Here is a 23,433-nt window from a genome sequence, read left to right as displayed (position 1 = left end):
CTCCTTTGGAATCAGGGACAAACCCCTGGTCTCGGATGAGATTCCGGGGCCCATCTTAGCACTCCCGTAATTCGAGTGCTAATCCTTAGAGGGCGCGTGGGCATCCAAGTTCCCGGTTTTTCTATCGAACTTGTCGAGTCGATAGTCTAATTTGCGACAGGGCTCGCTGGACGAAGTTCCGTAAACCCTTGTTTCAGATGGTAATCAGTAGACGTTTTCGATTTTTGTAGTTTTGGAAGCAAACAATTTCGCTTCGTGATGCCGATCCGAAAAGTCCTTTACCATACCATTCAGTTCGCTCGGGCCGGCCGCTGCGGCAAGGCTCCATTCAACCCGCAAAGTTGGAGTGTCAGATGAACAATAAGAAGAATCGCCGGTCCCCTCGCCGGCTTGCGCTGGATGCGCTGCTGGCGGCGTCGCTGCTGGGCGGATCGGGGGCCGCATTCGCGGACCGGTGGGGGATCCAGGCGGGCGGCGGGTTTTCCGATCGCCACGGGATCGACAAGGCCGATCTCGCGGTGGTGTGGGATCCGGGCTGGAACTGGTGGGAAATCGGCGGCTGGCACTTCGCGTTCGTGATGGAAGGCCACGCCGGCTACTGGCATACCGGCGGCAACGTTCACGCCAATATCGGGGAGTTCGGCGCGACGCCGATGTTCCGTTTCATCAAGAGCGCGGGCCAGGTTCGCCCGTTCATCGAGGCCGGCGCCGGCATCCGGTTCCTGACTCACCCGACGATCTCGAACAATCTGTCGCTGTCGACGTCCTTCCAGTTCGCGGACGTGGTCGGTGTCGGCGCGCAGTTCGGAGAACGCCAACAATATCAGCTCGGTTACCGTTTTCAACATGTGTCTAACGCGGGTATCAAAGAGCCGAATCCTGGTATAAATTTCCACCAGTTCTACGTGCAGTACAACTTCTGATCCGCACGCCCGCGCACGGCGGGCGCGTTGCCGAGGAGTCAGGCGATGACGAAGGTGGTCGATGCGATTCGCGCACTCGAGCGCGATCGGTTCCGGGCGATGGTCGACGGGGACGGCGAGGCGCTTGACGCGCAGTTGTCGGACAAGGTGTTCTTCGTGCACACCAACGGCAAACGCGAAACCAAGCAGCAGTTCATCGACGCAATCGTCGCCGGCCGCCGCCGCTATCGTCAGATCGAAATCCAGTCGCAGGACCTGCTGCCCGTCGGCGACGCCACCTGCGTCGTCACCGGGCGCGCGCTGATCGAGATGGAAACGAACAACGGCGGGCTGGTGTTTCCGATCGCCTATACGGCCGTCCATACCCACGAGCGGGGCCACTGGCGCCTGCTGGCGTGGCAGGCGACGCGGTGCGCGACCGAGACATGAGCGCGCGTGGCGCTCCTTTGCATGTCCCCACCGAAGCGGCCTCCTGGGCCGCTTTTTGCTGGCCCGTGCGGCGCGGATCGCGCGGCGCACGGGCGGTCACGCCCCGCTCCCTGACGTTCAAACCCTGAAGTGAAACCCGGTGCTCAGGCCGCCGCGCGTCGGTCGGCGCACTGCCAGGTCGAGCGGTTGATCGCGCTGACGACCGCGTCGAGCGCGGCGCTCGCCGCATCGGCGTGCACCCCGACGCCGTGCCGCAGCGGCGCATCGCCGATCCGGCAGCCGACCGATACCGCGATCCTGCCGTCCGTCGTGCGCGCGTGTTCGCACGACGCGACGTCGATCGTCGCGCCGGCCGCCGTCGCGAAGGCTGCGGCCATCCGTTGCACGGCGTCTTCGGGCGTCGCGTCGGCCGGCGGCGCAGCCGCGATGTCGCGGTTCTGCCAGCGTGCGGCATCACCGTGGCGCGCGGCCGGGCCGGCGGTCTCGAAGAATTCGCGGGCGAACAGCGCGCAGATCGCATCGCCGGTCACTTCCTCGCCGGACGCGTCGGCGAGCGTCTGCACCGCGTGGCTGAATTCGATCTGCACGCGGCGCGTCGGCGTGAAGCCCATCCCGCGTTCGAGCAGGAACGTCGCGCCGCCCTTGCCGGACTGGCTGTTCACGCGGATCACCGCGTCATAGCTGCGGCCGAGGTCGGCCGGGTCGATCGGCAGATACGGCACTTCCCACACCGCGTCGGGCCGCTGCTGCGCGAAGCCCTTGCGGATCGCATCCTGGTGCGAGCCGGAGAATGCGGTGAACACGAGGTCGCCCGCGTACGGATGGCGCGGATGCACCGGAATCTGGTTGCAGCGCTCGACCACGCGGCGCACCGCGTCGATGTCGGAGAAATCGAGGCCCGGGTCGATGCCCTGCGTATAGAGGTTCAGCGCGAGCGTGACGAGATCGACGTTGCCGGTGCGCTCGCCGTTGCCGAACAGGCAGCCCTCGATGCGGTCGGCGCCCGCGAGCAGCGCGAGTTCGGCGGCCGCGACCGCGGTGCCGCGATCGTTGTGCGGATGCACGGACAGCACGATGCTGTCGCGGTACGCGAGATTGCGGTCCATCCACTCGATCTGGTCGGCGAACACGTTCGGGCCCGCGGCTTCGACGGTCGCCGGCAGGTTGACGATCATCTTGTGATCGCGGGTCGGCCGCCATGCCTGCGCGACCGCGTCGCACACTTCGCGCGCGAACGTCAGTTCGGTCATGCTGAAGGTTTCCGGCGAGTACTGGTAGGTCCAGTGCGTGTCCGGGCGGGCCGCCGCATGTTCCTTGATGAGGCGCGTGCCGTCGACCGCGAGTGCCTTCACGTCGTCCTTCGACATCCCGAACACGATGCGCCGGAACGACGGGCAGATCGCGTTGTACAGGTGCACGATCGCGCGCGGCACGCCTTCGAGCGCGTCGAAGGTGCGTGCGATCAGGTCTTCGCGCGACTGCACGAGCACTTCGATCGTCACGTCGTCGGGGATGCGCTTGTCGTCGATCAGCTTGCGGACGAAATCGAAGTCGGTTTGCGACGCCGACGGAAAACCGACTTCGATTTCCTTGAAACCGATCGCAACCAGCATGTCGAAGAATTCCAGTTTCTGCTCGATGCTCATCGGCTCGATCAGCGACTGGTTGCCGTCGCGCAGGTCGGTGCTCATCCAGACCGGCGCACGCTCGATGGTGCGGGTCGGCCAGCGGCGGCCATTGAGGCGGACGGGTTCGAACGGACGGTACTTGTCTTGCGGGTTGCGCTTCATCTTCTGGACCTCGGGTCTCAAGTCGCGAGCGAAGACGGGCGGCAGGGGCGACGGTTGGCGCTGCCTCGCACCGTGGCGCAGGAAAAAACGCGCCGCGGATGCGGATGATCTTCGCGAATCGACCGACGGATAGACGGACGAATGCTGACGACTTCGGGTTGTAAAAACTGCGAGAAGGGTGCTGCGAGGAACTGCTGGAGGGACCGTGCGGACAGCACACGGCGCTACGAGAGCCTTAGGCTAGTCGTAGCGATAGCGACCGCGCTAGGCGGCCGGAGGTAATTCGGAGGGTGTTCGGAAAGGAACGCATGGCGACAACTCTATGCCAGGATGCATGCGCGTGTCAAATGGTCGGTTCAAAGGTCGGCGCGAAAGGGGCCGACCCGGATGCGGCCGACCCGGGATACCGTTTACGGTGCGGTCCGGACGATCCGCACGATTGTCGCGACCTGCCGCGCAAGCGCGTCGGGCACCGGAATTTCGCCGCGCAGCACGGCGTCCGTCCAGGCGGCCGTCGTCGCCGCGTCGCGCGATTCGGGCAGTGTGACGGGCGGCGCGTCGGTCGACGAGCGCTCGGCCTCGATCAGCGTGTCGCACACGCCGTCGTGCAGCCAGTCGACCTGCACCTGGCGCCGCGTGTCGGCCGCCGCTTCGCCTTCGGTGCCGCGCGCGAGCAGCGCACCGCCGAGCGCGGCGTCCGGATGATCGCGGAACAGTTGCGCGAGGCTCTCGCGGTACGGCGGATGCGTGTAGTTGACGAGCCGCAGCCCGGCCGGCGCGAACGGCTGCAGGATCTTCACCAGCGTGTGCGTGGAGTTGCGCACGCCGAGCACGCGGCGCATCGACAGCAGGCGCGCGATGCGCGGCGCCAGCGCATCGATCGGCGCGAATGCGACGCGGCGCTCGGCGAGCGTGTCCTCGATCGCGTCGTGCGACGTCGACGGCGCGATCGACAGCGCCGAGAAGATCTCCGCGCTCGTCACGCGGCCCGGATCGCGCTCGACGCCGTGCACGAGCACCGGCACGCCTTCGCGCGCGAGCAGCAGCGCGAGCAGCGGCACCAGGTTCGGCTGCTTGCGCGCGCCGTTGTAGCTCGGAATCGACACCGGGCGGAACGCGGCATCCTGCACGTGCACGGGTTCGAACGACGCCTGCGCGGCGGCGAGCATCGCGGCCAGTTCGTCGGCGCTTTCACCCTTCAGGCGATAGGCGATCAGGATCGCGCCGAGCTCGACGTCCGACACGCGGCCATCGAGCATCGCGCGGTAGAGCTCGAACGTGTCTTCGGCGGACAGCGCGCGTGCGCCGTTCGGGCCGCGGCCGATTTCCTTGATGAAGCGGGCGCAAGGGAACGGCGAGGCTGCGGAGTCGTGGGGAGCGGTCATCGGGCGTGGGGCGGGCGGCCGGCATCGGGCCGCGCGGTGAACGGTAAGGAATGCCCCGAGTATCGCATGGGCGCGGCTCGCTCAAGGGCGCGGCCGCGCGCGTCGGCACCGCGCGGCGCGCTAAACTCGGGTTCCCGGCGGTGCCCTGCGCATCGCGTTGCCGGCCGAATATGACTACGAGAGACATCCCATGAAGCTCTACAGCTATTTCCGCAGTTCCGCGTCGTACCGCGTGCGGATCGCCCTGAACCTGAAGCAGCTGCCGTACGAAACCGTCCCCGTGCACATGCTGCGCGACGGCGGCGAGCAACTGAAGGACGCCTACCGCGCTGTGAATCCGGATGCCGTCGTGCCGACGCTGATCGACGGCGATGCCACGCTGCAGCAATCGCTCGCGATCATCGAATATCTCGAGGAAACGCATCCCGAACCCGCGCTGCTGCCGAAGCAGCCGGGCGACCGTGCGTACGTGCGGGCGATCGCGCTGCAGGTCGCGTGCGAGATCCATCCGCTGAACAACCTGCGCGTGTTGAAGTACCTGAAGCACACGCTGAAGGTGCCGGAGGAAGCGAAGAACGAATGGTATCGGCACTGGATCGAGGCGGGTTTCGCGTCGCTCGAGACGCGCCTCGCGAACGATTCGCGCACCGGCAAGCTTTGCTTCGGCGACACGCCGACGCTCGCCGATATCTGCATCGTGCCGCAGGTGTTCAACGCGAACCGGTTCTCGATCGATACGACGCGCTTCCCGACGATCCAGCGGGTGGCCGATTACGCGTCGACGCTCGACGCGTTCAAGGCCGCCGAGCCCGGCGTGCAGCCCGACGCCGAGTGAATGCCGAGTGACGCCGAGCGATGCCGCGGCCGCCGGCTGGCAGTTTCCGGCGCGCATGAAAAAGGGCGCCCGAAGGCGCCCCGTGCGATGCGGGCCGGCGGCGTTCAGTCGAATAGCGCGTCCGCGAATTCCACGGCGTTGAACGGCTGCAGGTCCTCGACCTTCTCGCCGACGCCGATGAAGTAGACGGGCACCGGGCGCTGCCGCGCGATCGCGGCGAGGATCCCGCCCTTGGCGGTGCCGTCGAGCTTCGTGACGATCAGGCCCGTGAGGCCGAGCGCATCGTCGAATGCCTTCACCTGCGTGAGCGCGTTCTGGCCGGTGTTCGCGTCGATCACGAGCAGCACCTCGTGCGGCGCGCCGTCGTGCGCCTTCGAGATCACGCGCTTCACCTTCTTCAGCTCTTCCATCAGGTGCAGCTGTGTCGGCAGCCGGCCGGCCGTGTCGGCCATCATCACGTCGATCTTGCGCGCGCGCGCGGCGCTGACCGCGTCGAAGATCACCGCGGCCGGGTCGCCGCTTTCCTGCTGGACGACCGTCACGTTGTTGCGTTCGCCCCAGACCGCCAGCTGTTCGCGCGCGGCCGCGCGGAACGTGTCGCCCGCGGCCAGCAGCACCGACTGGTCGAAGCTCTGCAGATGCTTCGCGAGCTTGCCGATGCTGGTGGTCTTGCCCGCGCCGTTCACGCCCGTGATCATCATCACGAGCGGCTGCGCGCGGCCGAGCATCAGCGATTTCTCGAGTGGCTTCAGCAGTTCGACGAGCAGGTCGTGCAGCGCGCTCTTCACCTGCTGCGGATCGGTCAGCCGGCCGGTTCGCACTTTCTCGCGCAGCGCACCGAGCAGGTACTCGGTCGCATCGACGCCGGCGTCGGACATCAGCAGCGCGGCTTCGAGTTCTTCGTACAGGTCTTCGTCGATCTTCGTGTTGACGAACACGCCGGTGATGCTCGAACCCGTCTTCGCGAGCCCCGTTTTCAGGCGCACGAGCCACGATTTCTTCGCCGAGGCGTCCTGCGTCGGCGGCGGCACGATCTCGACCGCTTCGACGACTTCGTCGGTGCCGTCGTTGGTCGGCGTGACCGTCATCACGACGGCCGGCGCGGCCGGTTGCGGTTGCGCGGGGGCGGGGGCGGGCGGTGCTTCGATCGCCTGACGGGCATCGCGGGCGGGCGCGTCGGACGGCTCGTCCGGTTGCAGCGCGTCGGCCGATTGCGATTCCGTGGAGTCGGACTCCTGCGTTTTCTTGAATCGTTTGAAGAAGCTGAACATGGTCTGACGTCGGGAAGAGGGCGGGGCGCCGCGGGGCGGCGCGCGGCAGGGGCTGTCGGGCGTGCGCACGGCGGCCGAAACCGTGCATTTTATCAGTGCGGCGCGGCACTCGCGTCAGCCGGTGCCGCCGCTGTGGTAACGTGCGCCTGTTTGGCGGTGCGCCCCCGTGCGCACCCGGTCCCTCCGTCGTCGATATTTCGTATGTCCCGTTCCTCTTCCGGCCGCCCGGCGGCCCCCTCCGGCCGCGGCAAGCCGCACACGATCCGCATCATCGGCGGTGACTGGAAACGCACGCCGCTCGCCGTGCTCGATCTCGACGGCCTGCGGCCGACGCCCGATCGCGTGCGCGAGACGCTGTTCAACTGGCTCGGCCAGGATCTCGACGGCCGGCGCTGCCTCGACCTGTTCGCGGGCACCGGCGCGCTCGGGTTCGAGGCCGCGTCGCGCGGCGCGACAAGCGTCGTGATGGTCGAGCGCCACCCGCGCGCGGCGCAGCAGCTGCGTGCGATCAAGGAGAAGCTCGGCGCGCGCTCGGTCGAGGTCGCGGAAGCCGACGCGCTGCGGCTCGCGGCCGGGCTGACCCCGGGCGCGTTCGACGTCGTGTTCCTCGATCCGCCGTTCGGCGAGGCGGCCGTGCTCGATCGCGTGATCGTGCTGGCGGCGCCGCTCGTCGCGCCGGATGGCTTGCTCTACGTCGAGACGGGGGCGGAGCTCGACCCGGCCGCGCACGAAGCGCTCGCCGGCTGGCAAGTGGTCAAGCACGGCAAGGCCGGTGCGGTTCACTACCATTTGCTGCAGCGCGAAAATGATGAATAATGCGCGTTCCATACGAGGCGGCGCGCCGGAAAGGCGACGCATGCCCATCTCGGCAGTGGCGTGCGCATCGCACGGCTGCCAACCCGTTTGCGTGATGACAGGAGGAGCGACATGGTAGTCGCCGTGTATCCCGGTACGTTCGATCCGCTGACGCGCGGGCACGAAGACCTCGTGCGGCGTGCGTCGAGCATTTTTGATACGCTGGTGGTCGGTGTGGCCGACAGCCGCGCGAAGAAGCCGTTCTTCTCGCTGGAAGAACGTCTGAAGATTGCGAACGAGGTGCTCGGCCATTATCCGAACGTGAAGGTGATGGGGTTCAAGGGCCTGTTGAAGGACTTTGTCCGCACCAACAACGCGCGCGTGATCGTGCGCGGCCTGCGTGCCGTGTCCGATTTCGAGTATGAGTTCCAGATGGCGGGGATGAACCGCTATCTGCTGCCCGACGTCGAAACGATGTTCATGACGCCGTCCGATCAATACCAGTTCATCTCGGGGACGATCGTGCGCGAAATCGCGCAGTTGGGCGGCGATGTCAGCAAATTCGTGTTCCCGTCCGTCGAGAAGTGGTTGACCGAGAAAGTCGCCGCGATGGGAGGCCCGGCCGCGTGATGCGGCGCCGGCCGGTTTCATTTCGAAGCCGGCCGCTGGCCTAAGAAGTGAGATCAGTATGTCTTTGATGATTACCGACGAGTGCATCAATTGCGACGTGTGCGAGCCCGAGTGCCCGAACGGCGCGATTTCGATGGGCCCGGATATCTACGTGATCGACCCGAACAAGTGCACCGAGTGCGTCGGCCATTTCGACGAACCGCAGTGCCAGCAGGTGTGTCCGGTCGAATGCATTCCGCGCGATCCGCAGCATGACGAATCGCACGCGCAGTTGATGGAGAAGTATCACGCGTTGACCGCCGCGAAGGGCGACGACGCGCAGTGACCCCGCCGTGACGCACGCGTCGCGACGTCACGATTTCCTCGACCGGCGCCCCTCGGCGCCGGTTCCGCTTCCCGCTTGTGCCTCAGCCGATCAAGTCGCGCAACGCCGCGACGAGCGCGTCGCATTCCGCGTCGGTGCCGACGGTGATGCGCAAGTGCTGGTCGATGCGCGCCGCGCGGAAGTGCCGCACGAAAATTTCCCGATCCTTCAGCTTTGCCGCGATCGCGCCCGCATCGTGCGCGGGGTGGCGCGCGAACACGAAATTCGCGGCCGACGGCACGACGTCGAAGCCGAGCGCCTCGAGCGCGCGCGTGAGGCGCGCACGGGTATCGATCACGCGCCGGCAGGTCGCGTCGAAATAGTCGGTGTCTTCGTATGCGGCCTGGGCGGCGACCTGCGCGAGCCGGTCGAGCGGATAGGAGTTGAAGCTGTCCTTTACGCGATTGAGCGCGTCGATCAGCGCCGCATCGCCGAACGCGAAGCCGACGCGCATGCCCGCGAGCGAACGCGCCTTCGACGTCGTGTGCACGACGAGCAGGTTCGGATAGCGGTCGATCAGCGTGATCGCGGATTGCGCACCGAAATCGACATACGCTTCGTCGATCAGCACGACCGACGACGGGTTCGCGGCCGCGATACGTTCGATGTCCGCGAGCGGCAGCGCGCGCCCGGTCGGCGCGTTCGGGTTCGGAAACAGCACGCCGCCCGCGTCGTCGAGATAGTCTTCGACTCGGATCGAGAAGTCGTCCGCGAGCGGCACGACCGTGGTCTCGACGCCGTACAGGCGCGCGTAGGTCGGATAGAAGCTGTACGAGATGTCGGGAAAGCGCAGCGGCCGGTCATGCTTGAGCAGTGCCTGGAATGCGTGCGCGAGTACCTCGTCGGAGCCGTTGCCGACGAAGACCTGTTCGGGCTTGATGCGGTGATGGGCCGCGACCGTCTCGCGCAGTGCGCGCGCGAGCGGATCGGGATAGCGGCGCAGCGTGTCGCCGGTGTCACCGAGTTCGCGTGCGATCGCCGCGACGACGCGCGGCGAAGGCGGATAGGGATTCTCGTTGGTGTTCAGCTTGACGGGGTGTGCGAGTGCGGGCTGTTCGCCCGGCACGTAAGGCACGAGTTGCTGAACGACGTCGCTCCAGTAACGGCTCACCGCTTGGCTCCTGACGGGCAAAAACGACCAGATTACCGCATGTGGGCGACGCGGTGCGTAATTGCACGGGGCCGAGAGGCCGCCCGGCGCCACCGGACGGCACGTTGCACCGTGCCGGTGCGGCTTCAGTTGCGATGCAGCTGCATCGTCGCGCGGTCGAGCTCACCCTTGACGACCATCGGCATCACGGCGAGCGCGCGCTCGATCGATGCGTCGATCACGTCCTGCTCTTCACGGCGCGGCGGCTTCAGCACGAAGTTCGCGACGTCGGGCTTCGCGCCGGCACGCGCGCCTTCCGGGATCAGGTCGCGCGGATGGCCGATGCCGATGCGCAGCCGCCAGTACTGCTGCGACGACAGGTGCGCGGAGATGTCCTTCAGGCCGTTGTGGCCGCCGCTGCCGCCGCCGAGCTTGAGCTTCACGGTGCCGGGCGGCAGATCGAGCTCGTCGTGAGCGACGAGGATCTGGTCGGGCAGGATCTTGAAGAAACTCGCGAGCGCGACGACCGACTGGCCGGAGCGGTTCATGTAGGTTTGCGGCTCGAGCAGGTGGACTTCCTCGCCGTGCAGGCGCGCTTTCGCGTAGAAGCCGTGGAAGCGGCGCTCGTCGCGCAGCGTCGCGCCCGCTTCGCGGGCGAGCTGGTCGACCAGCCAGAAGCCGGCATTGTGGCGCGTCGCAGTGTATTCCGCCCCGGGGTTGCCGAGGCCGACGATCAGTTTGATCATGACGTTTCGTAGGCGGCAGCGGCCGCCTGGGCGCAGAAAAAGAAAAACCCGCCGGGCGAGCCGCGGCGGGTTGCGTCGACCGTTTCGTGAAACCGATCGAACGGGCGCGTGGGCAGCCCTTAGGCAGCCGGCGTTTCGCCTTCGCCTGCTGCGTCCGACACGGCGCCAGCCGGGATCGTCGCCGATGCGACAACCGGGTTTTCCGCGTCGATGTGCGCGACCAGTGCCACGCCGCTCGGCAGCGTGATGTCCTTCGCGTGCAGCGACTGACCTGCTTCGATCTTCGACAGGTCGACTTCGAGGAATTCCGGCAGAGCCGACGGCAGGCACTCGACTTCGATTTCCGTCGCGACGTGCGAGACGACTGCGCTCGACAGCTTCACTGCCGGGCTGACTTCAGCGTTCAGGAAGTGCAGCGGCACCTTCGTGTGCAGCTTCTTCTTCGCGTCGACGCGCTGGAAGTCCACGTGCAGCACGAGTTGCTTGAACGGGTGGTATTGCACGTCGCGCAGCAGAACCTGTTGCGACTGGCCGGCCACTTCGAGATCGAGGATCGACGAGTGGAAGGCTTCCTTCTTCAGTGCGTGCCACAGCGCGTTGTGATCGAGTTCGATCTTTTGCGGGGCTGCTTCGCCACCGTAGACGATACCCGTGGTCTTGCCAGCGTTGCGCAGGCGGCGGCTCGCACCCGTACCTTGCTCTTGGCGCTCGAAAGCGACGACTTTCATGTGATTCTCCATTAGCTGCCCGCGACCAGGCAGTAAAACGGGGCCTGCGAAATGGCGGCCCCTGATGAAACGGGCGGGGTTTCGTCTATCCCGTCCGATTGTGCAAAAAGCGAAGCGTTGCCGCTTCGCTTTCTGCGCATGCTTTTTTGTGTCGTTACGCGATCAGGATTCCGCGAACAGCGACATCACCGAGTCGCCGCGACGGATTCGCGAGAACGTTTCGGCCAGCAGGCTCGCGCTTGTCAGCGAGCGGATCTTCGAGCAGGCCAGCGATTCGGCCGACAGCGGGATCGTATCGGTGACGACCAGCTCGTCGAGCTCCGATGCGGCGATACGCTCGGCGGCGCCACCCGACAGAACCGGGTGCGTCGCGTACGCGAACACTTGCTTCGCACCGCGATTCTTCAAGACTTGCGCGGCCTTGCAGAGCGTGCCGGCCGTATCGACCATGTCGTCCATGATCACGCAGGTGCGGCCTTCGACTTCACCGATGATGTTCATCACTTCGGCGACGTTCGCTTTCGGACGACGCTTGTCGATGATGGCGAGATCGCAGTTGAGCTGCTTCGCGAGTGCCCGGGCGCGGACCACGCCGCCGACGTCCGGCGACACGACGAGCAGATCCGAGTAGTTCTGCTTGCGCAGGTCACCCAGCAGGATCGGCGTTGCGTAGATGTTGTCGACCGGGATGTCGAAGAAACCTTGAATCTGGTCGGCGTGCAGATCCATCGTGATGATCCGCTCGACGCCGGCGATTTCCAGCATGTTCGCGATGACCTTCGCCGAGATCGCGACACGCGCCGAGCGCGGGCGACGGTCCTGGCGGGCATAGCCGAAGTAGGGGATGGCAGCGGTGATCCGGCCGGCGGACGCGCGCTTGAGCGCGTCGACCATGATCATCAGTTCCATCAGGTTGTCGTTCGTCGGCGCGCACGTCGATTGCAGGACGAAGACGTCCTTGCCGCGCACGTTTTCCTGGATCTCGACTTGAATCTCGCCGTCGGAGAAACGGCTGACCATTGCTTTGCCGAGGGGGATTCCAAGGATATTGACGACTTCCTGGGCGAGCGCGGGATTCGCGTTGCCAGTAAAGACCATCAGGCCATCAAGGCTGTGGCTGCTCATCGTGCACCTGCTTCAGGCTTGGGCGGGAAATGCGGGAAAATTTTTGGCAGGGGAGGAAGGACTCGAACCCTCGCATGCCGGAATCAAAATCCGGTGCCTTGACCAACTTGGCGACTCCCCTACACTCAACTGATAACTTCACCGGCGTTGTAGGCCATCCGGTAAAGCAAAACTTCATGACGCGAAAGCGAAGAGCGGATGCTCGTTCAGACTCTCGGCAACTGCACCGTTCCAACCGGTGGGCAGCTTGGCTTTCGCCGCTTCTGCCTCGTGCTTGCTTTGAAACGCTGCAAACACGCTTGCTCCGGAGCCGGTCATCCTCGCGGGGGTCACATTATACAACCATTTGACCACCTGCGCAACTTCCGCGTACTTACTTGTCACAACTTGCTGCATATCGTTCCGGCCGAAACTGTCTGGCCATCCCGCGTCGCTGTTTTGCTGTGCAAGAAAGTCAGCAATTGTGACTGGCTTCGTATTTCTTGTCAACAACTCATCTGAAAAAATTTCAGCGGTGGGGACATGAACTCGCGGCGTCACAACCAGGAACCAGCGAGTCGGCAATTCTACCTCAGCTAATTCTTCTCCGATACCCTCTGCGAACGCATTTTTTCCAAAAACAAAAAACGGGACGTCGGCGCCGAGTTTGACCGCGAGCGATTGCAGTTCCGTACGCGACAGGTCGAGCTGCCACAGGCGGTTCAGCGCGAGCAGCGTCGTCGCCGCGTCGGAGCTGCCGCCACCGAGGCCCGCGCCCATCGGCAGGCACTTGTCGATCTCGATGTCGACGCCGGCCGCGGTGCCCGTATGCGCTTTCAGCAGGTTGGCCGCGCGCACGACGAGATCGCTTTCCTCGGGCACGCCCGGCACGTCGGTGACGCGTGCGACGCGTCCGTCGTCGCGCAGCGTGAAGTGGAGCGTGTCACCCCAGTTCAGCAGCTGGAACACGCTTTGCAGATCGTGATAACCGTTCGGGCGACGGCCGGTGATGTGCAGGAACAGGTTGAGTTTCGCGGGCGCAAGGCAGTTGCGCAGCGAGCGGGTCGAATCGGTCATGCGTATGTCGGGGCTAGGTTCACGTGCTTACTGGTCGAGCACGAGCTTGATGTCGAGCGGCGGCGTCGCGCGCACGAGGTTGACACGTTTGACGCCGGTGGCCGGTGCGTCCGCGTAGGCGAGGTAGTCGATCGTCCAGCCGTCCTGGCGAATCTGCTTGACGTGTGTCGCGTCGGCCGGGTCGCGCACCGTCTGCGCGGGCGTGGCGGGCGCGGGCGTCGGCAGCAGCCAGTAGCGCAGGCCAGCCAGCGGCAGCGAGAAGCCGAGCGTGTTCTGCATCAACTCGCCGACGTCGGTCGCGTACTGCGGCTGGCGGTTCGGCAGTTCGAGCGTTGCGGCCTGCGGCGTCGCTTTCACGACTGCGAGCGTCTGGCCGAGCGGGCTGCGCAGTTCGAGCGACACGTCGTCGCCGTGCTCCAGCCAGTCGAAGTTGCCGTACACGTTTTGCTGCCTGCCGAGACGGTCGTTGTACTGCACCGCGAAACGGCCATGGTACGCATGCGTCGCGGCCGTCTGCAACGCGGCGTCAGCCGGCGCGTTCGCCGACGGCGGCGTGCTCGCGCAGCCGGCGAGCGCGAGCGCCGCGCCGGCCGCGGCCAGCGTGCGCTGCGCGCGGGAAGACAGGGAAAGCATCGGGAACATCCGCATCAGAGGCCGTTGATCTGGAGGCGCTTCAGCGTCTGCACGAGCGTGTCGTTGTCGGGCTCGAGCTTTTGCGCGGCTCGCCATGCGATACGCGCGTCGTCCTGCGCGCCGCTTTTCCACAGCACTTCGCCGAGGTGCGCGCCGATCTCGGCATTCGGCTGCAACTCGAACGCGCGCTGCAGCACCTTGGTCGCGCCGGTCGTGTCGCCCATCCGGTACTTCACCCAGCCGAGGCTGTCCATGATGTATGCGTCGTTCGGCGCGAGCGACAGTGCCTTGTCGATCAGCTTGCTGGCCTCCGGCAGGCGCTGATTGCGATCGGCCAGCGAATAGCCGAGCGCGTTGTACGCCTGCGGGTTGTCGGGCTGCGTGCGGATCAGTTCGCGCAGCTGCTTTTCCATCGTCGCGTAGTGACCGGTTTTTTCGGCCGCCATCGCGTAGTCGTAGCGCAGGTCGGGATCGTCCGGGAAGTCCTGGACCGCCTGGCCGAGCCGCGCCTCGGCTTCCGGATAGCGCTTCGCGGTGAACAGGATCGACGCGTCGGTGCGTGCGACCACCGCCGCATCGCGTGGATCGCTGATCGGCAGATCGTCGAGCACCTTGCGGGCCTCGTCGGTCTTGCCTTGTTTCTGCAGCAGCTGCGCGCGCGTGATCTGCGCCGGCAGGTAGTGCTGGCTCGTCTGGTCGACCTTGTCGAGCCATTGCGACGCCTGCGCGTCGTTGCCCTGCTCGATCGAGATCTGCGCGAGGTAGATGTAGCCCTGGCCGACGTCGAGGTTCGACTGCTTGTCGCCGAGCTGCACGTATTGTTTCAGGTACGCGCTCGCGTCGTCGAGCTTCTTCTGCTGGATCTTGATCAGCGCGAGCGCCATCAGCGGCGTCGGGTCCTTCGAGTCGAGCTTGCGCATCGTCTCGAACTGTTTCTGCGCGTCGTCGAGGCGGTCGTCGGCGAGATAGAGCTGCGACAGCGCGAGTCGCCCATCGCGCGACTTCGGATTCTGCTGAACATATTTCTCGAACGACGCGATGCCGGCCGCGCGCTCCGCGGGGCCCATCTGCGACAGCATCAGCGCCGCCGGCAGGTAGTCAGGACGGATCTGCAGTGCCTGCTTCAGCGACCGCGCCGCGCCTTCCTTGTCGTCGACCGCCAGTTGCTGCCGCGCGATCGCGAGCTGCGCCTCGGGGCGGTTCATGTCGTTCTTCAGCATGTCCTTCAGCACCGCGAGGCCGGCGACGCGGTCGGAGCCGCGCACCAGCAGCGCCTGCAGCGCGAGGATCGCGGGACCGCGCGTTTCGCCGGTCGCGCGGGCCAGTTCGCGCGCGAGCAGCGGCTGCGCGTCGGCCGGCTTGCCGGCGAGCACCAGCAGCGCGGCGTCGACTTGCGATGCGCGGTTCGAATCGGGCGCGTACTGGCGCCACAGATTGGCCGCGGACAGCGCGTCGGCCGGGCTTTGCGCGCCCAGTGCGATCTCGGTCGCACGCTGCGCCATGCGCGGATCGCGCGTGTCGCGGGCGAGGGCGAGGTAGGTCTGGTAGGCCGGCGCCGGCTGGTTGCGCTGGAGCGCAACTTCGGCGGCCAGCACCTGATAGACGATCTGGCTCGTCAGCGGGACGCCGGGGAGATTCTTCTGCTCGTCCGCCATCACATGCTCGAACGCGCCCTGCGGCTGCGCGTCGTCCGATGCCGGATCCTGCGCGTGAGCCGGGAAGGCGGTGAGGGTCCAGGCGGCGAACAGCGCGGCGCCGAGCGCACGGCGGACCGGGAAGGCGCGCGCGCCGTGCTCGGCGGCGGGGCGCTTCAGAAGCAGCTTCGAGGGCAGAGTCATGGAAATCCGTTCGATGTTTCAACCGATTGTAACGCGCTCGCTACAATACACGCACGATCGTGAATCCCGTTTCAGACCCGCAAAACATGCCAGAGTTGCCAGAAGTCGAAGTCACGCGCCGGGGCATCGAGCCCTTTGTCGCGGGCCGCCGCGTCGAGCGTGTCGACATCCGTACCGCGATGTTGCGCTGGCCCGTGCCGGCGGGGCTCGCGGAGCAATTGCGCGCACGCGAGGTGCTCGCCGTCGAGCGTCGCGGCAAGTACCTGCTGTTCGAGGTCGACGCGGGCTGGTTCATCGTTCATCTCGGGATGACGGGCACGCTGCGCGTACTGCCCGCGGCCGGCGTGCCGGTCGCCGCGAAACACGACCACATCGACTGGATCTTCGACGAGTTCGTGCTGCGCTTTCGCGATCCGCGCCGCTTCGGCGCCGTGCTGTGGCACCCGCGCGAGGCGGGCGACGTGCATGCGCATCCGCTGCTCGCGAGCCTCGGCGTGGAGCCGTTCTCGCCGGCGTTCACCGGCGCGCTGCTGCACGCGCGCACGCGCGGCCGCACGGTGTCGGTCAAGCAGGCGCTGCTCGCGGGCGACATGGTCGTCGGCGTCGGCAATATCTATGCATCGGAGAGCCTGTTTCGCGCCGGTATCCGGCCGACGACGGCCGCCGGCAAGGTATCGCTGCCGCGCTACGAGCGACTGGCCGACGCGGTGCGCGCGACGCTCGCCGACGCGATCGAGCGCGGCGGCAGTACGTTGCGCGATTTTGTCGGCAGCAACGGCGAAAGCGGCTATTTTCAGCTCGACTGCTTCGTCTACGACCGTGCGGGGCTGCCTTGCCGCGTATGCGGCACGCCGATCCGCCAGATCGTGCAGGGTCAGCGCTCGACCTATTTCTGCCCGACCTGCCAGCGTTGAGCCCCGTTGAAACCTTTTTTCAAAGATTCGAACACTTGAAGCCGCCCCGCATTGCCCCCGCTCCGTTCCCCGTCACGCCGCTGCACCGCACGTTCGCCACGCGCCTGATCGCATGGCAGCGCATGCACGGCCGCCACGACCTGCCGTGGCAGAACACCCGCGATCCGTACTGGATCTGGCTGTCGGAAATCATGCTTCAGCAGACGCAGGTATCGACCGTCATCCCGTACTACCTGCGCTTTCTCGAACGCTTTCCCGACGTCGCCGCGCTCGCGGCCGCCCCGGCCGACGACGTGATGGCGCTGTGGGCCGGCCTCGGCTACTACTCGCGCGCACGCAACCTGCACCGCTGCGCGCAGGTCGTCGTCGCCGAGCATGGCGGTGTATTCCCGTCGACGCCCGACGCGCTCGCCGAACTGCCGGGCATCGGGCGCTCGACGGCCGCGGCGATCGCGTCGTTCGCGTACGGTGCGCGCGCGACGATCCTCGATGGCAACGTGAAGCGCGTGCTCGCGCGGGTGTTCGGTGTCGAAGGCTTTCCGGGCGAGAAGCGTGTCGAGAACGACATGTGGGCGTTGGCCGAATCGCTGCTGCCGGATGCCGCGAACGAGGCCGACGTGAGTGCCTATACGCAGGGGCTGATGGATCTCGGCGCGACGCTGTGCGTGCGCGGCAAACCGGATTGCGCGCGCTGTCCGTTCGCGGGCGACTGCGTCGCGCAATCGACGGGCCGCCAGCGCGAACTGCCGGCCGCGCGGCCGAAGAAGGCCGTGCCGACGCGCAAGACCTGGATGCTCGTGCTGCGCGACGGCGACGCCGTGCTGCTCGAGCGGCGTCCGCCCGCCGGCATCTGGGGCGGCCTGTGGTGCCTGCCGCAGGCGGACGGCGATGCCGCACTTGCGGCACTCGCACGCGGCTTCGGCGGTGGCGGCCCGGTGCCGCTCGCTCCGTTCACGCACACGTTCACGCATTTCCGGCTCGAGATCGAGCCGCGGCTGAGCGACATGACGAACGGCGGGCTGCCGGCCGCGCACGCGCAGGATGCCGAGACGGCGTGGGTGCCGCTAAGCGGGCTCGATGCGTACGGCGTGCCGGCGCCGGTGCGCAAGCTGCTCGATGCGCTGAGCGGGCCGCTGCTGTAACGAAAGGGGATGGGGCGGGTCGCGCTCGGGACGACGCCCGGCCGCCGCGGGGCATCCATCCGTTGGGCGACGCACGGCGTCGGCACCGCTGCGACGCTACGATGTGACCGGGTGGCCGATGCCTACAGCCATCCGTGCCGGTCGAGAACGTGGTGCACGGCATCGATCCGCGCGCCGACATCCGGAAACTCCATCAGCTTCTGCCGCGCGCGCAGGTCGAGCGGCAGCAGTTCCGCGAGGCGGTTCGACACCCAGCTCGGATCGTCGAGGCGGAACGGTTCGGCGAACGGCAGCTTGCCCGGTTCGGATTTCTTCAGCGCTTCGATGATGCGCTCGAGCACCTCGGCGCACGAGCCGAATTGCGCGAGCGCCTGCTCGCCTTCGAGCGGGATGTCGTCGGGCAGCGGCTCCGCGATCCCGACCAACAGCCCGTTGCCTTGGACACGATACGACAGCAGCTCGAAACGCTGCGTGCCGATCGCCTCCAGGTACAGCATCCCGAATTCGCCGGTGTCGCACTCGGTGATGCGCGCCATGCAGCCGATGGTCTCGGGCACCGACACGGCGCCGTCCTGCGCGACTTCGGGGCCGCTCTTGAGCAGGCACACGCCGAACGGTGCGTCGTCGCGCAGGCATGCGCGGGACATGTCGAGGTAGCGCGCCTCGAACACCTTGAGCGGCAGCCAGCCACCGGGAAACAGCACCGTGTGCAGCGGAAACAGCGGCAGGTCGATCAGGGTGGTCGATAGGGTGGACATGGCGCGCCGGTGAGAGGGTGGTGTCGCTAAGGTCGGTCGACCTCAGTGACGAGCCGCGACGACGCGTCGACATCCACTGGCGCGTCACGATGCCGCACGATCACGTTCGCATCGTGCGCGAGGCGCGCGGCGAGCGTTTCCGCGATGAATACCGAGCGATGCTGACCGCCCGTGCAGCCGATGGCGACGGTCAGGTAGCTGCGGTTGTCTTCGCGAAAGTGCGGCAGCCATTTCATCAGGAACGCCTGGATGTCGTCGATCATCTGGTGGACGATCGGCAGTGCGTCGAGAAAGGCGATGACCGGCTGGTCCAGCCCGGTGAGCGGGCGCAGCTCATGGTCGTAGTACGGATTCGGCAGCGCGCGCACGTCGAACATCAGGTCGGCATCGAGCGGCACGCCGCGCTTGAAGCCGAATGACTCGAACATCACCATCAGGTCGTTGTTCTTCTGCTCGATGAAGCGCTTGACCCACGTGCGCAGCACGTTCGCGCGCAGGGTACTCGTATCGATCTGGTGGCCGAATTCGGCGAGCGGCGCGACCAGGTCGCGCTCGCGCTCGATCGCTTCCTCGAGCGACGACAGCAGCCCGATGTTCGCGTCGTGCGACGGCGAACCGGACAGCGGGTGGCGTCGGCGCGTTTCGGAGAAGCGCTGGATCAGCGCCTGCGTGCTCGCGTTCAGGAACAGTACGCGGACATCGTGCTCGAGCGACAGCGAGCGGATCAGGCCGGGCAATTCGTCGAGCGACGCGCTCGAGCGCGCATCGATTGCGACCGCGAGCCGATGCTGGCCGCCGTCGGCAAGGTAGCGGGCGAGTTCGGGGAGCACGTGCGGCGGCAGGTTGTCGACGCAGTAGTAGCCTGCGTCTTCAAGCGCATTCAGCGCGACGGACTTGCCTGAGCCGGAGATGCCGGTGATGAGGACGATACGCATGGGAAGCAGAGAATCCTGACGTTTCATCATAGCACCGGCTCGACGCGTCGGCGCTGCGAGGCCGGCGCGGGGAAGTTACACGAGCTTGCCGGGGAACTGACTGTCGGGATCTTGCATCGCAAGTCGTTGCCGATCCATGAAATCGCGCAACGTGTCGATGCCGCGCAGCTGCAGGATCGTGTTCCGCACGGCTGCCTCGACCAGCACCGCGAGGTTGCGGCCGGCCGCCACCTGGATCGTGACCTTGCTGATCGGCAAGCCGAGCACGTCGACCGTCTGGCTTTCCAGCGGCAGCCGCTGGAATTCGCCGTCCGGGCGGCGCACGAGTTGGACGATCAGCTTCAGCTTCATTTTCCGGCGCACGGCGGTTTCACCGAAGATCGTCTTGATGTCGAGCAGGCCGAGGCCGCGCACTTCGAGCAGGTTCTGCAGCAGCGGCGGGCAGCGGCCTTCGACGAAATCGGGGCCAAGTCGGACGAAGTCGACGGCGTCATCGGCGACGAGGCCGTGGCCGCGGCTGATGAGTTCGAGGCCGAGTTCGCTCTTGCCGAGCCCGGAGTCGCCGGTGAGCAGCACGCCCATCCCGAGGATGTCGAGGAACACGCCGTGCAGCGTCGCGCGCGGTGCGAGGATGCGCGACATGTAGAGCCGCAGGCTGTCGATCACCGCGGCGGCCGACATCGGCGTCGTGAACAGCGGCGTGGACGAGCGCGTACAGCGCAGCACGAGTTCGGGCGGCGCGGCGGCGCCGCCGGCGACGACGAGAAACGGCGGTTCGAGCGCGATCAGCTCGGCCATGTGGCGCGAGCGGTCTTCGTCGGTCTGCCGCTGGTAGTAGTCGATTTCGGCTTCGCCGAGCACCTGGATCCGGTTCGGGTGGATCAGGTTCAAGTGGCCGACGAGGTCGGCGCTCGACGTCGCGTTGGCGACGGTATCGGCCGAAAAACCGCGCTCCCAGCCTTCATGCCCCGTCAGCCAGCTCAGTTTCAGCGTGGCCGCGTTGTCGTCGAAGATGCTCTGGGCGTTGATGCTGGACGTATCCATGACTTTCGTCACTCCAATGAGCCGGTGCATGCGCGCGGCGACGGGCGTCGCCATGCCGGACCGGCGCCGGGCGGCCCTGGACGGCGGCGCGTGCCGCCTCGTTCGGGAAAATATTCCGCCCGGATCAACTCAAGGTTGCCACTGAGTGAGCACGCGATGCAACTCGGCGAGATCTGTTTCGTTGTGCAGACGCTCGCGCGCGTCGCGATCGGATAGCAGTTGCGCGATTTCCGACAGGATCTCGAGGTGCTGTTGGGTAGCTTGCTCGGGGACGAGCAGGAAAATCAGGAGACCGACCGGCTGGCCGTCGGGTGCTTCGAACGGGATCGCGTCGGCGAGCCGCACGAACGCGGCGAGCGGGTGCTTGAGCCCCTTGATGCGCCCGTGCGGAATCGCGACGCCCTCGCCGAGCCCGGTCGAGCCGAGGCGCTCGCGCGCGAACAGGTTGTCCGTGACGGTGCTGCGGGCGACGCCGTTCTGATTCTCGAACATCAGCCCGGCTTGTTCGAAGACGCGTTTCTTGCTGGTGACGGAGAGGTCGATGACGACGTTCTCTATGGGCAGGATTTTGGCTAGGCGATTCATGTTGGCAGGCGATTGGGCGGCCTGGGGTCTCCTTGCGGCGGCAGACTGATTTTCCATGTTCGGCGATATCAAGGCGTTTGGCATCGGCAACCTGCAAGGCAGCTACCGCACCCAACGCCCCCCGGCGATAACCGGGACATTATAGAGCACAGCCGCGTGCGTGGCGCGGCATGGACGGACCGGTTGCACCACTGCCGCACGGACACAAAAAAAACGCCCGGCGAACCGGGCGGCGTGGGTGTTGCGGTGAACGTTATTGCGGCGGCAGTTCGATCTGGTCGATCGACGGCTGCAGCTTGATCGGGTCGTGCGCATGGGTCTGCAGACGCTCCATGTGCTTGACGACCTGGCGGTCCAGCTTGTCGATCAGCAGATCGATCGCAGCGTAGAGGTTGCCGTTTGCGCTTTCGACGAAGATATCCTTGCCCTTCAGGTGCAGATTGATTTCCGCGCGCTGCTGCTTGTCCTTTTCCTTGTGGTTGTCGACCGAGAGGATCACAGTGCCATCGATCACCTGATCGCTATGCCGTAGCACCCTGTCCAGCTTGGTGATCACGTATTCGCGAATTGCAGGCGTGACTTCGAGATGATGTCCACTGATCTTCAGGTTCATAGTGCTTCTCCAAGCGAGTGACCACCCGGCCGCATCGAGGCGGCGCTCCGGTCGACTTGCCCTTGCCGTACGTGACGGCAAATTCGCGGACAGGTCGCCCGGCTTGTCCCCCGTGTGCGCGGTGGCCGGAAGACGCCCGCCGCCGGGCAGGCAGCAGGCTAAAGAGACTTGCGCAGATTCACTGCTGGGATTTTGAGGGCTTCGCGATACTTGGCAACCGTGCGGCGCGCAACCACGAAACCCTGTTCTGCCAGCAGCTCGGCAATGCGGCTGTCCGAAAGTGGCGATTTTGGGTCTTCAGCTCCTATCAGTTGCTTGATGAGGGCTCGGATGGCGGTCGACGATGCGGCGCCCCCGGTGTCGGTCGAAACGTGTGACCCGAAGAAGTACTTGAATTCCAGCGTACCGAACGGGGTCAGCATGTACTTGCCTGTTGTCACACGGCTGACAGTCGACTCGTGTAGGCCCAGCGTATCAGCTATTTCCCGCAAAACCAAGGGGCGCATGGCAATTTCACCATGCGCGAAGAAATTCTTTTGACGTTCGACAATGGCCTGCGCGACACGCAGAATCGTGTCGAATCGCTGCTGGATGTTCTTGATCAGCCAGCGTGCTTCCTGGAGCTGCTGCTTCAGCGATCCGGCCGACGGATCGCCGCGGCTGTTGCGCAGGATGTTCGCGTACAGGTTGTTGATCCGCAGGCGCGGCATCACTTCCGGATTGAGTTCCGCGAGCCAGCCCTGGCCAGCCTTCTTCACGATGATGTCGGGCACGACGTAGTCGGCCTCGGCCTTGCCGTATGCGGCGCCGGGGAACGGCTCCAGCGAGCGGATCAGCGCGTGTGCGTCGCGCAGCGCGTCGTCGCTCGCCTTCAGGTGCTTGCGCAGCCGCGTGAAGTCGCGCGCGGCGAGCAGCTCGAGGTGCTGCGACACGATCTCCAGCGCGAGCGTGCGGGTGGGGGACGGATCGAGGCGCAGCAACTGCAGCTTCAGGCATTCGGAGGCCGAACGGGCCCCGACCCCGGCCGGGTCGAAACTGTGCAGCAGCGCGAGCGCCGCATTCAGTTCGTCGCAGTCGATTTCCAGTTCCGGCGGCAGGTCGTTGAGCACTTCGTCGAGCGAGGCGGTCAGATAGCCGTCGTCGTCGAGCGATTCGATCAGGAACATCACGAGTGCGCGATCGCGCGGGCCAGCCTGCGTGACGCGCAATTGCGCGGACAGGTGGTCGCGCAGCGACGTCGCGGCTTCCTGCACCTGCAGCGGCGGAAGGTCGTCGTCGTCCGAGGCACCGCTCGAGCGGCCGTACTCGTCGAGATTCCACTGCGGGCCGTCGCCGGCGTCGCCCGACCCGTAGCCGTCGTATTCGTCGGCGCCGGCCGGCTCGTCGCGCTCGGCGCGATCGCTCGACTGGCTACTGCTGTTCGCGGGGCCCGGCTCGATGTTCTGTCCGGAAGGCGCCTGCGCAATCAGCGATCCGTCCGACGCGACACGCAGCGGACTCGAGATCCATTCGTCTTCGTTCTCGAGCAGCGGATTCTGTGCGACGGCCATCGCGACTTCCTGCTGCAGTTCGAGCGTCGACAGTTGCAGGAGCCGGATCGACTGCTGCAGTTGCGGGGTCAGCGCCAGGTGTTGCGACAGGCGGAGTTGAAGGCTGGCTTTCATGGCAGAGAGGGAGTCATACCGGCAGTTTGCCACGACCGAGCCGCATTGAGCCATCGGCGATTACGCGCGGCGCGGCGCCCGGCCGCGGGCAGGGCCGCCGCGCGGGGCACGCGGGCGCAGCCCCGCGCGGCGATGCCGGG

24 protein-coding genes and 1 tRNA gene are annotated in these 23,433 nt (G+C 66.2%); 8 read left to right on the top strand and 17 right to left on the bottom strand.

Features of this window, described 5'->3' with window-relative positions:
* Positions 1 to 353 precede the first annotated feature (353 nt).
* Together ACVK00_RS12450 and ACVK00_RS12445 are read left to right on the top strand one after the other, a co-directional pair.
* Positions 354 to 923, top strand: a complete 570-nt coding sequence (locus ACVK00_RS12450; RefSeq protein WP_284894637.1) for an acyloxyacyl hydrolase — start codon at positions 354 to 356, stop codon at positions 921 to 923.
* 45 nt (positions 924 to 968) lie between these two features.
* Positions 969 to 1,352 (top strand): nuclear transport factor 2 family protein, encoded by a 384-nt coding sequence (locus ACVK00_RS12445; protein WP_228905756.1) that lies wholly within the window; start codon positions 969 to 971, stop codon positions 1,350 to 1,352.
* Between the two features lie 143 nt (positions 1,353 to 1,495).
* On the opposite strand, the gene leuA is transcribed toward ACVK00_RS12445, so the two are convergent.
* Both leuA and ybiB read right to left on the bottom strand, forming a co-directional pair.
* Complete coding sequence (gene leuA / locus ACVK00_RS12440) at positions 1,496 to 3,142, bottom strand: 2-isopropylmalate synthase (RefSeq protein WP_284894638.1); 1,647 nt, start codon at positions 3,140 to 3,142, stop codon at positions 1,496 to 1,498.
* Between the two features lie 410 nt (positions 3,143 to 3,552).
* Positions 3,553 to 4,527 (bottom strand): DNA-binding protein YbiB, encoded by a 975-nt coding sequence (gene ybiB, locus ACVK00_RS12435; protein ID WP_284894639.1) that lies wholly within the window; start codon positions 4,525 to 4,527, stop codon positions 3,553 to 3,555.
* Positions 4,528 to 4,717: 190 nt separating this feature from the next.
* Between ybiB and maiA the strand changes: the two genes are divergently transcribed.
* On the top strand, positions 4,718 to 5,362 hold the full coding sequence (gene maiA / locus ACVK00_RS12430) for a maleylacetoacetate isomerase (protein ID WP_284894640.1): 645 nt from the start codon (positions 4,718 to 4,720) through the stop codon (positions 5,360 to 5,362).
* A gap of 104 nt (positions 5,363 to 5,466) precedes the next feature.
* Here maiA and ftsY read toward each other — a convergent pair whose 3' ends face one another.
* On the bottom strand, positions 5,467 to 6,633 hold the full coding sequence (ftsY, locus tag ACVK00_RS12425; protein ID WP_284894641.1) for a signal recognition particle-docking protein FtsY: 1,167 nt from the start codon (positions 6,631 to 6,633) through the stop codon (positions 5,467 to 5,469).
* A 201-nt stretch (positions 6,634 to 6,834) separates the two neighbouring features.
* On the opposite strand from ftsY, the gene rsmD reads away from it, so the two are divergent.
* From rsmD to ACVK00_RS12410, 3 genes are all read left to right on the top strand, one after another.
* Positions 6,835 to 7,449, top strand: coding sequence for a 16S rRNA (guanine(966)-N(2))-methyltransferase RsmD (gene rsmD / locus ACVK00_RS12420; RefSeq protein WP_284894642.1), 615 nt, complete (start codon positions 6,835 to 6,837; stop codon positions 7,447 to 7,449).
* A gap of 111 nt (positions 7,450 to 7,560) precedes the next feature.
* Positions 7,561 to 8,058 (top strand): pantetheine-phosphate adenylyltransferase, encoded by a 498-nt coding sequence (coaD, locus tag ACVK00_RS12415; RefSeq protein WP_006398238.1) that lies wholly within the window; start codon positions 7,561 to 7,563, stop codon positions 8,056 to 8,058.
* Positions 8,059 to 8,116: 58 nt separating this feature from the next.
* Positions 8,117 to 8,383, top strand: a complete 267-nt coding sequence (locus ACVK00_RS12410) for a YfhL family 4Fe-4S dicluster ferredoxin (protein ID WP_006760398.1) — start codon at positions 8,117 to 8,119, stop codon at positions 8,381 to 8,383.
* Positions 8,384 to 8,465: 82 nt separating this feature from the next.
* On the opposite strand, the gene hisC is transcribed toward ACVK00_RS12410, so the two are convergent.
* The 8 genes from hisC to ACVK00_RS12370 form a co-directional block, all read right to left on the bottom strand.
* A complete protein-coding gene (hisC, locus tag ACVK00_RS12405; protein ID WP_284894644.1) occupies positions 8,466 to 9,533 on the bottom strand; it encodes a histidinol-phosphate transaminase in 1,068 nt (355 codons plus the stop codon).
* Between the two features lie 125 nt (positions 9,534 to 9,658).
* Complete coding sequence (gene pth / locus ACVK00_RS12400; protein ID WP_006760396.1) at positions 9,659 to 10,258, bottom strand: aminoacyl-tRNA hydrolase; 600 nt, start codon at positions 10,256 to 10,258, stop codon at positions 9,659 to 9,661.
* Positions 10,259 to 10,377: 119 nt separating this feature from the next.
* The gene (locus ACVK00_RS12395; protein ID WP_228905740.1) at positions 10,378 to 10,986 is read right to left on the bottom strand and encodes a 50S ribosomal protein L25/general stress protein Ctc; all 609 of its coding nucleotides are present in this window, start codon (positions 10,984 to 10,986) and stop codon (positions 10,378 to 10,380) included.
* 162 nt (positions 10,987 to 11,148) lie between these two features.
* On the bottom strand, positions 11,149 to 12,111 hold the full coding sequence (locus tag ACVK00_RS12390; RefSeq protein ID WP_011657974.1) for a ribose-phosphate pyrophosphokinase: 963 nt from the start codon (positions 12,109 to 12,111) through the stop codon (positions 11,149 to 11,151).
* A gap of 44 nt (positions 12,112 to 12,155) precedes the next feature.
* Positions 12,156 to 12,232: transfer RNA gene (locus ACVK00_RS12385), tRNA-Gln, on the bottom strand.
* A 53-nt stretch (positions 12,233 to 12,285) separates the two neighbouring features.
* On the bottom strand, positions 12,286 to 13,167 hold the full coding sequence (gene ispE, locus ACVK00_RS12380) for a 4-(cytidine 5'-diphospho)-2-C-methyl-D-erythritol kinase (RefSeq protein WP_228905739.1): 882 nt from the start codon (positions 13,165 to 13,167) through the stop codon (positions 12,286 to 12,288).
* A gap of 27 nt (positions 13,168 to 13,194) precedes the next feature.
* Positions 13,195 to 13,815, bottom strand: coding sequence for a lipoprotein insertase outer membrane protein LolB (lolB, locus tag ACVK00_RS12375; protein ID WP_284894645.1), 621 nt, complete (start codon positions 13,813 to 13,815; stop codon positions 13,195 to 13,197).
* On the bottom strand, positions 13,815 to 15,638 hold the full coding sequence (locus ACVK00_RS12370; RefSeq protein ID WP_284894646.1) for a tetratricopeptide repeat protein: 1,824 nt from the start codon (positions 15,636 to 15,638) through the stop codon (positions 13,815 to 13,817). The genes lolB and ACVK00_RS12370 overlap by 1 nt, the downstream gene beginning before the upstream one ends.
* Positions 15,639 to 15,724: 86 nt before the next feature.
* On the opposite strand from ACVK00_RS12370, the gene mutM reads away from it, so the two are divergent.
* Positions 15,725 to 16,552, top strand: a complete 828-nt coding sequence (mutM, locus tag ACVK00_RS12365) for a bifunctional DNA-formamidopyrimidine glycosylase/DNA-(apurinic or apyrimidinic site) lyase (protein WP_006752632.1) — start codon at positions 15,725 to 15,727, stop codon at positions 16,550 to 16,552.
* A gap of 35 nt (positions 16,553 to 16,587) precedes the next feature.
* The gene (mutY, locus tag ACVK00_RS12360) at positions 16,588 to 17,694 is read left to right on the top strand and encodes an A/G-specific adenine glycosylase (protein ID WP_284894647.1); all 1,107 of its coding nucleotides are present in this window, start codon (positions 16,588 to 16,590) and stop codon (positions 17,692 to 17,694) included.
* A gap of 122 nt (positions 17,695 to 17,816) precedes the next feature.
* Here mutY and ACVK00_RS12355 read toward each other — a convergent pair whose 3' ends face one another.
* From ACVK00_RS12355 to ACVK00_RS12330, 6 genes are all read right to left on the bottom strand, one after another.
* On the bottom strand, positions 17,817 to 18,452 hold the full coding sequence (locus tag ACVK00_RS12355) for an LON peptidase substrate-binding domain-containing protein (RefSeq protein ID WP_228905734.1): 636 nt from the start codon (positions 18,450 to 18,452) through the stop codon (positions 17,817 to 17,819).
* Positions 18,453 to 18,478: 26 nt separating this feature from the next.
* Positions 18,479 to 19,387: an RNase adapter RapZ gene (gene rapZ / locus ACVK00_RS12350; RefSeq protein WP_228905733.1), complete on the bottom strand. Its 909-nt coding sequence runs from the start codon at positions 19,385 to 19,387 to the stop codon at positions 18,479 to 18,481.
* Between the two features lie 75 nt (positions 19,388 to 19,462).
* Positions 19,463 to 20,431 (bottom strand): HPr(Ser) kinase/phosphatase, encoded by a 969-nt coding sequence (hprK, locus tag ACVK00_RS12345; protein ID WP_010090664.1) that lies wholly within the window; start codon positions 20,429 to 20,431, stop codon positions 19,463 to 19,465.
* A gap of 129 nt (positions 20,432 to 20,560) precedes the next feature.
* A complete protein-coding gene (locus tag ACVK00_RS12340) occupies positions 20,561 to 21,100 on the bottom strand; it encodes a PTS sugar transporter subunit IIA (RefSeq protein WP_006752627.1) in 540 nt (179 codons plus the stop codon).
* A 169-nt stretch (positions 21,101 to 21,269) separates the two neighbouring features.
* Positions 21,270 to 21,629 (bottom strand): ribosome hibernation-promoting factor, HPF/YfiA family, encoded by a 360-nt coding sequence (gene hpf / locus ACVK00_RS12335; RefSeq protein WP_006477786.1) that lies wholly within the window; start codon positions 21,627 to 21,629, stop codon positions 21,270 to 21,272.
* A gap of 158 nt (positions 21,630 to 21,787) precedes the next feature.
* Entirely contained in the window at positions 21,788 to 23,293 is a 1,506-nt protein-coding gene (locus tag ACVK00_RS12330) for an RNA polymerase factor sigma-54 (RefSeq protein ID WP_228905732.1), read from the bottom strand.
* Positions 23,294 to 23,433 lie beyond the last annotated feature (140 nt).

It is taken from the genome of Burkholderia sp. PvR073 (genome assembly GCF_054055695.1).
The sequence above is the reverse complement of the archived record's forward strand: the minus strand, read 5'-3'. Positions and strand labels throughout refer to the sequence as shown.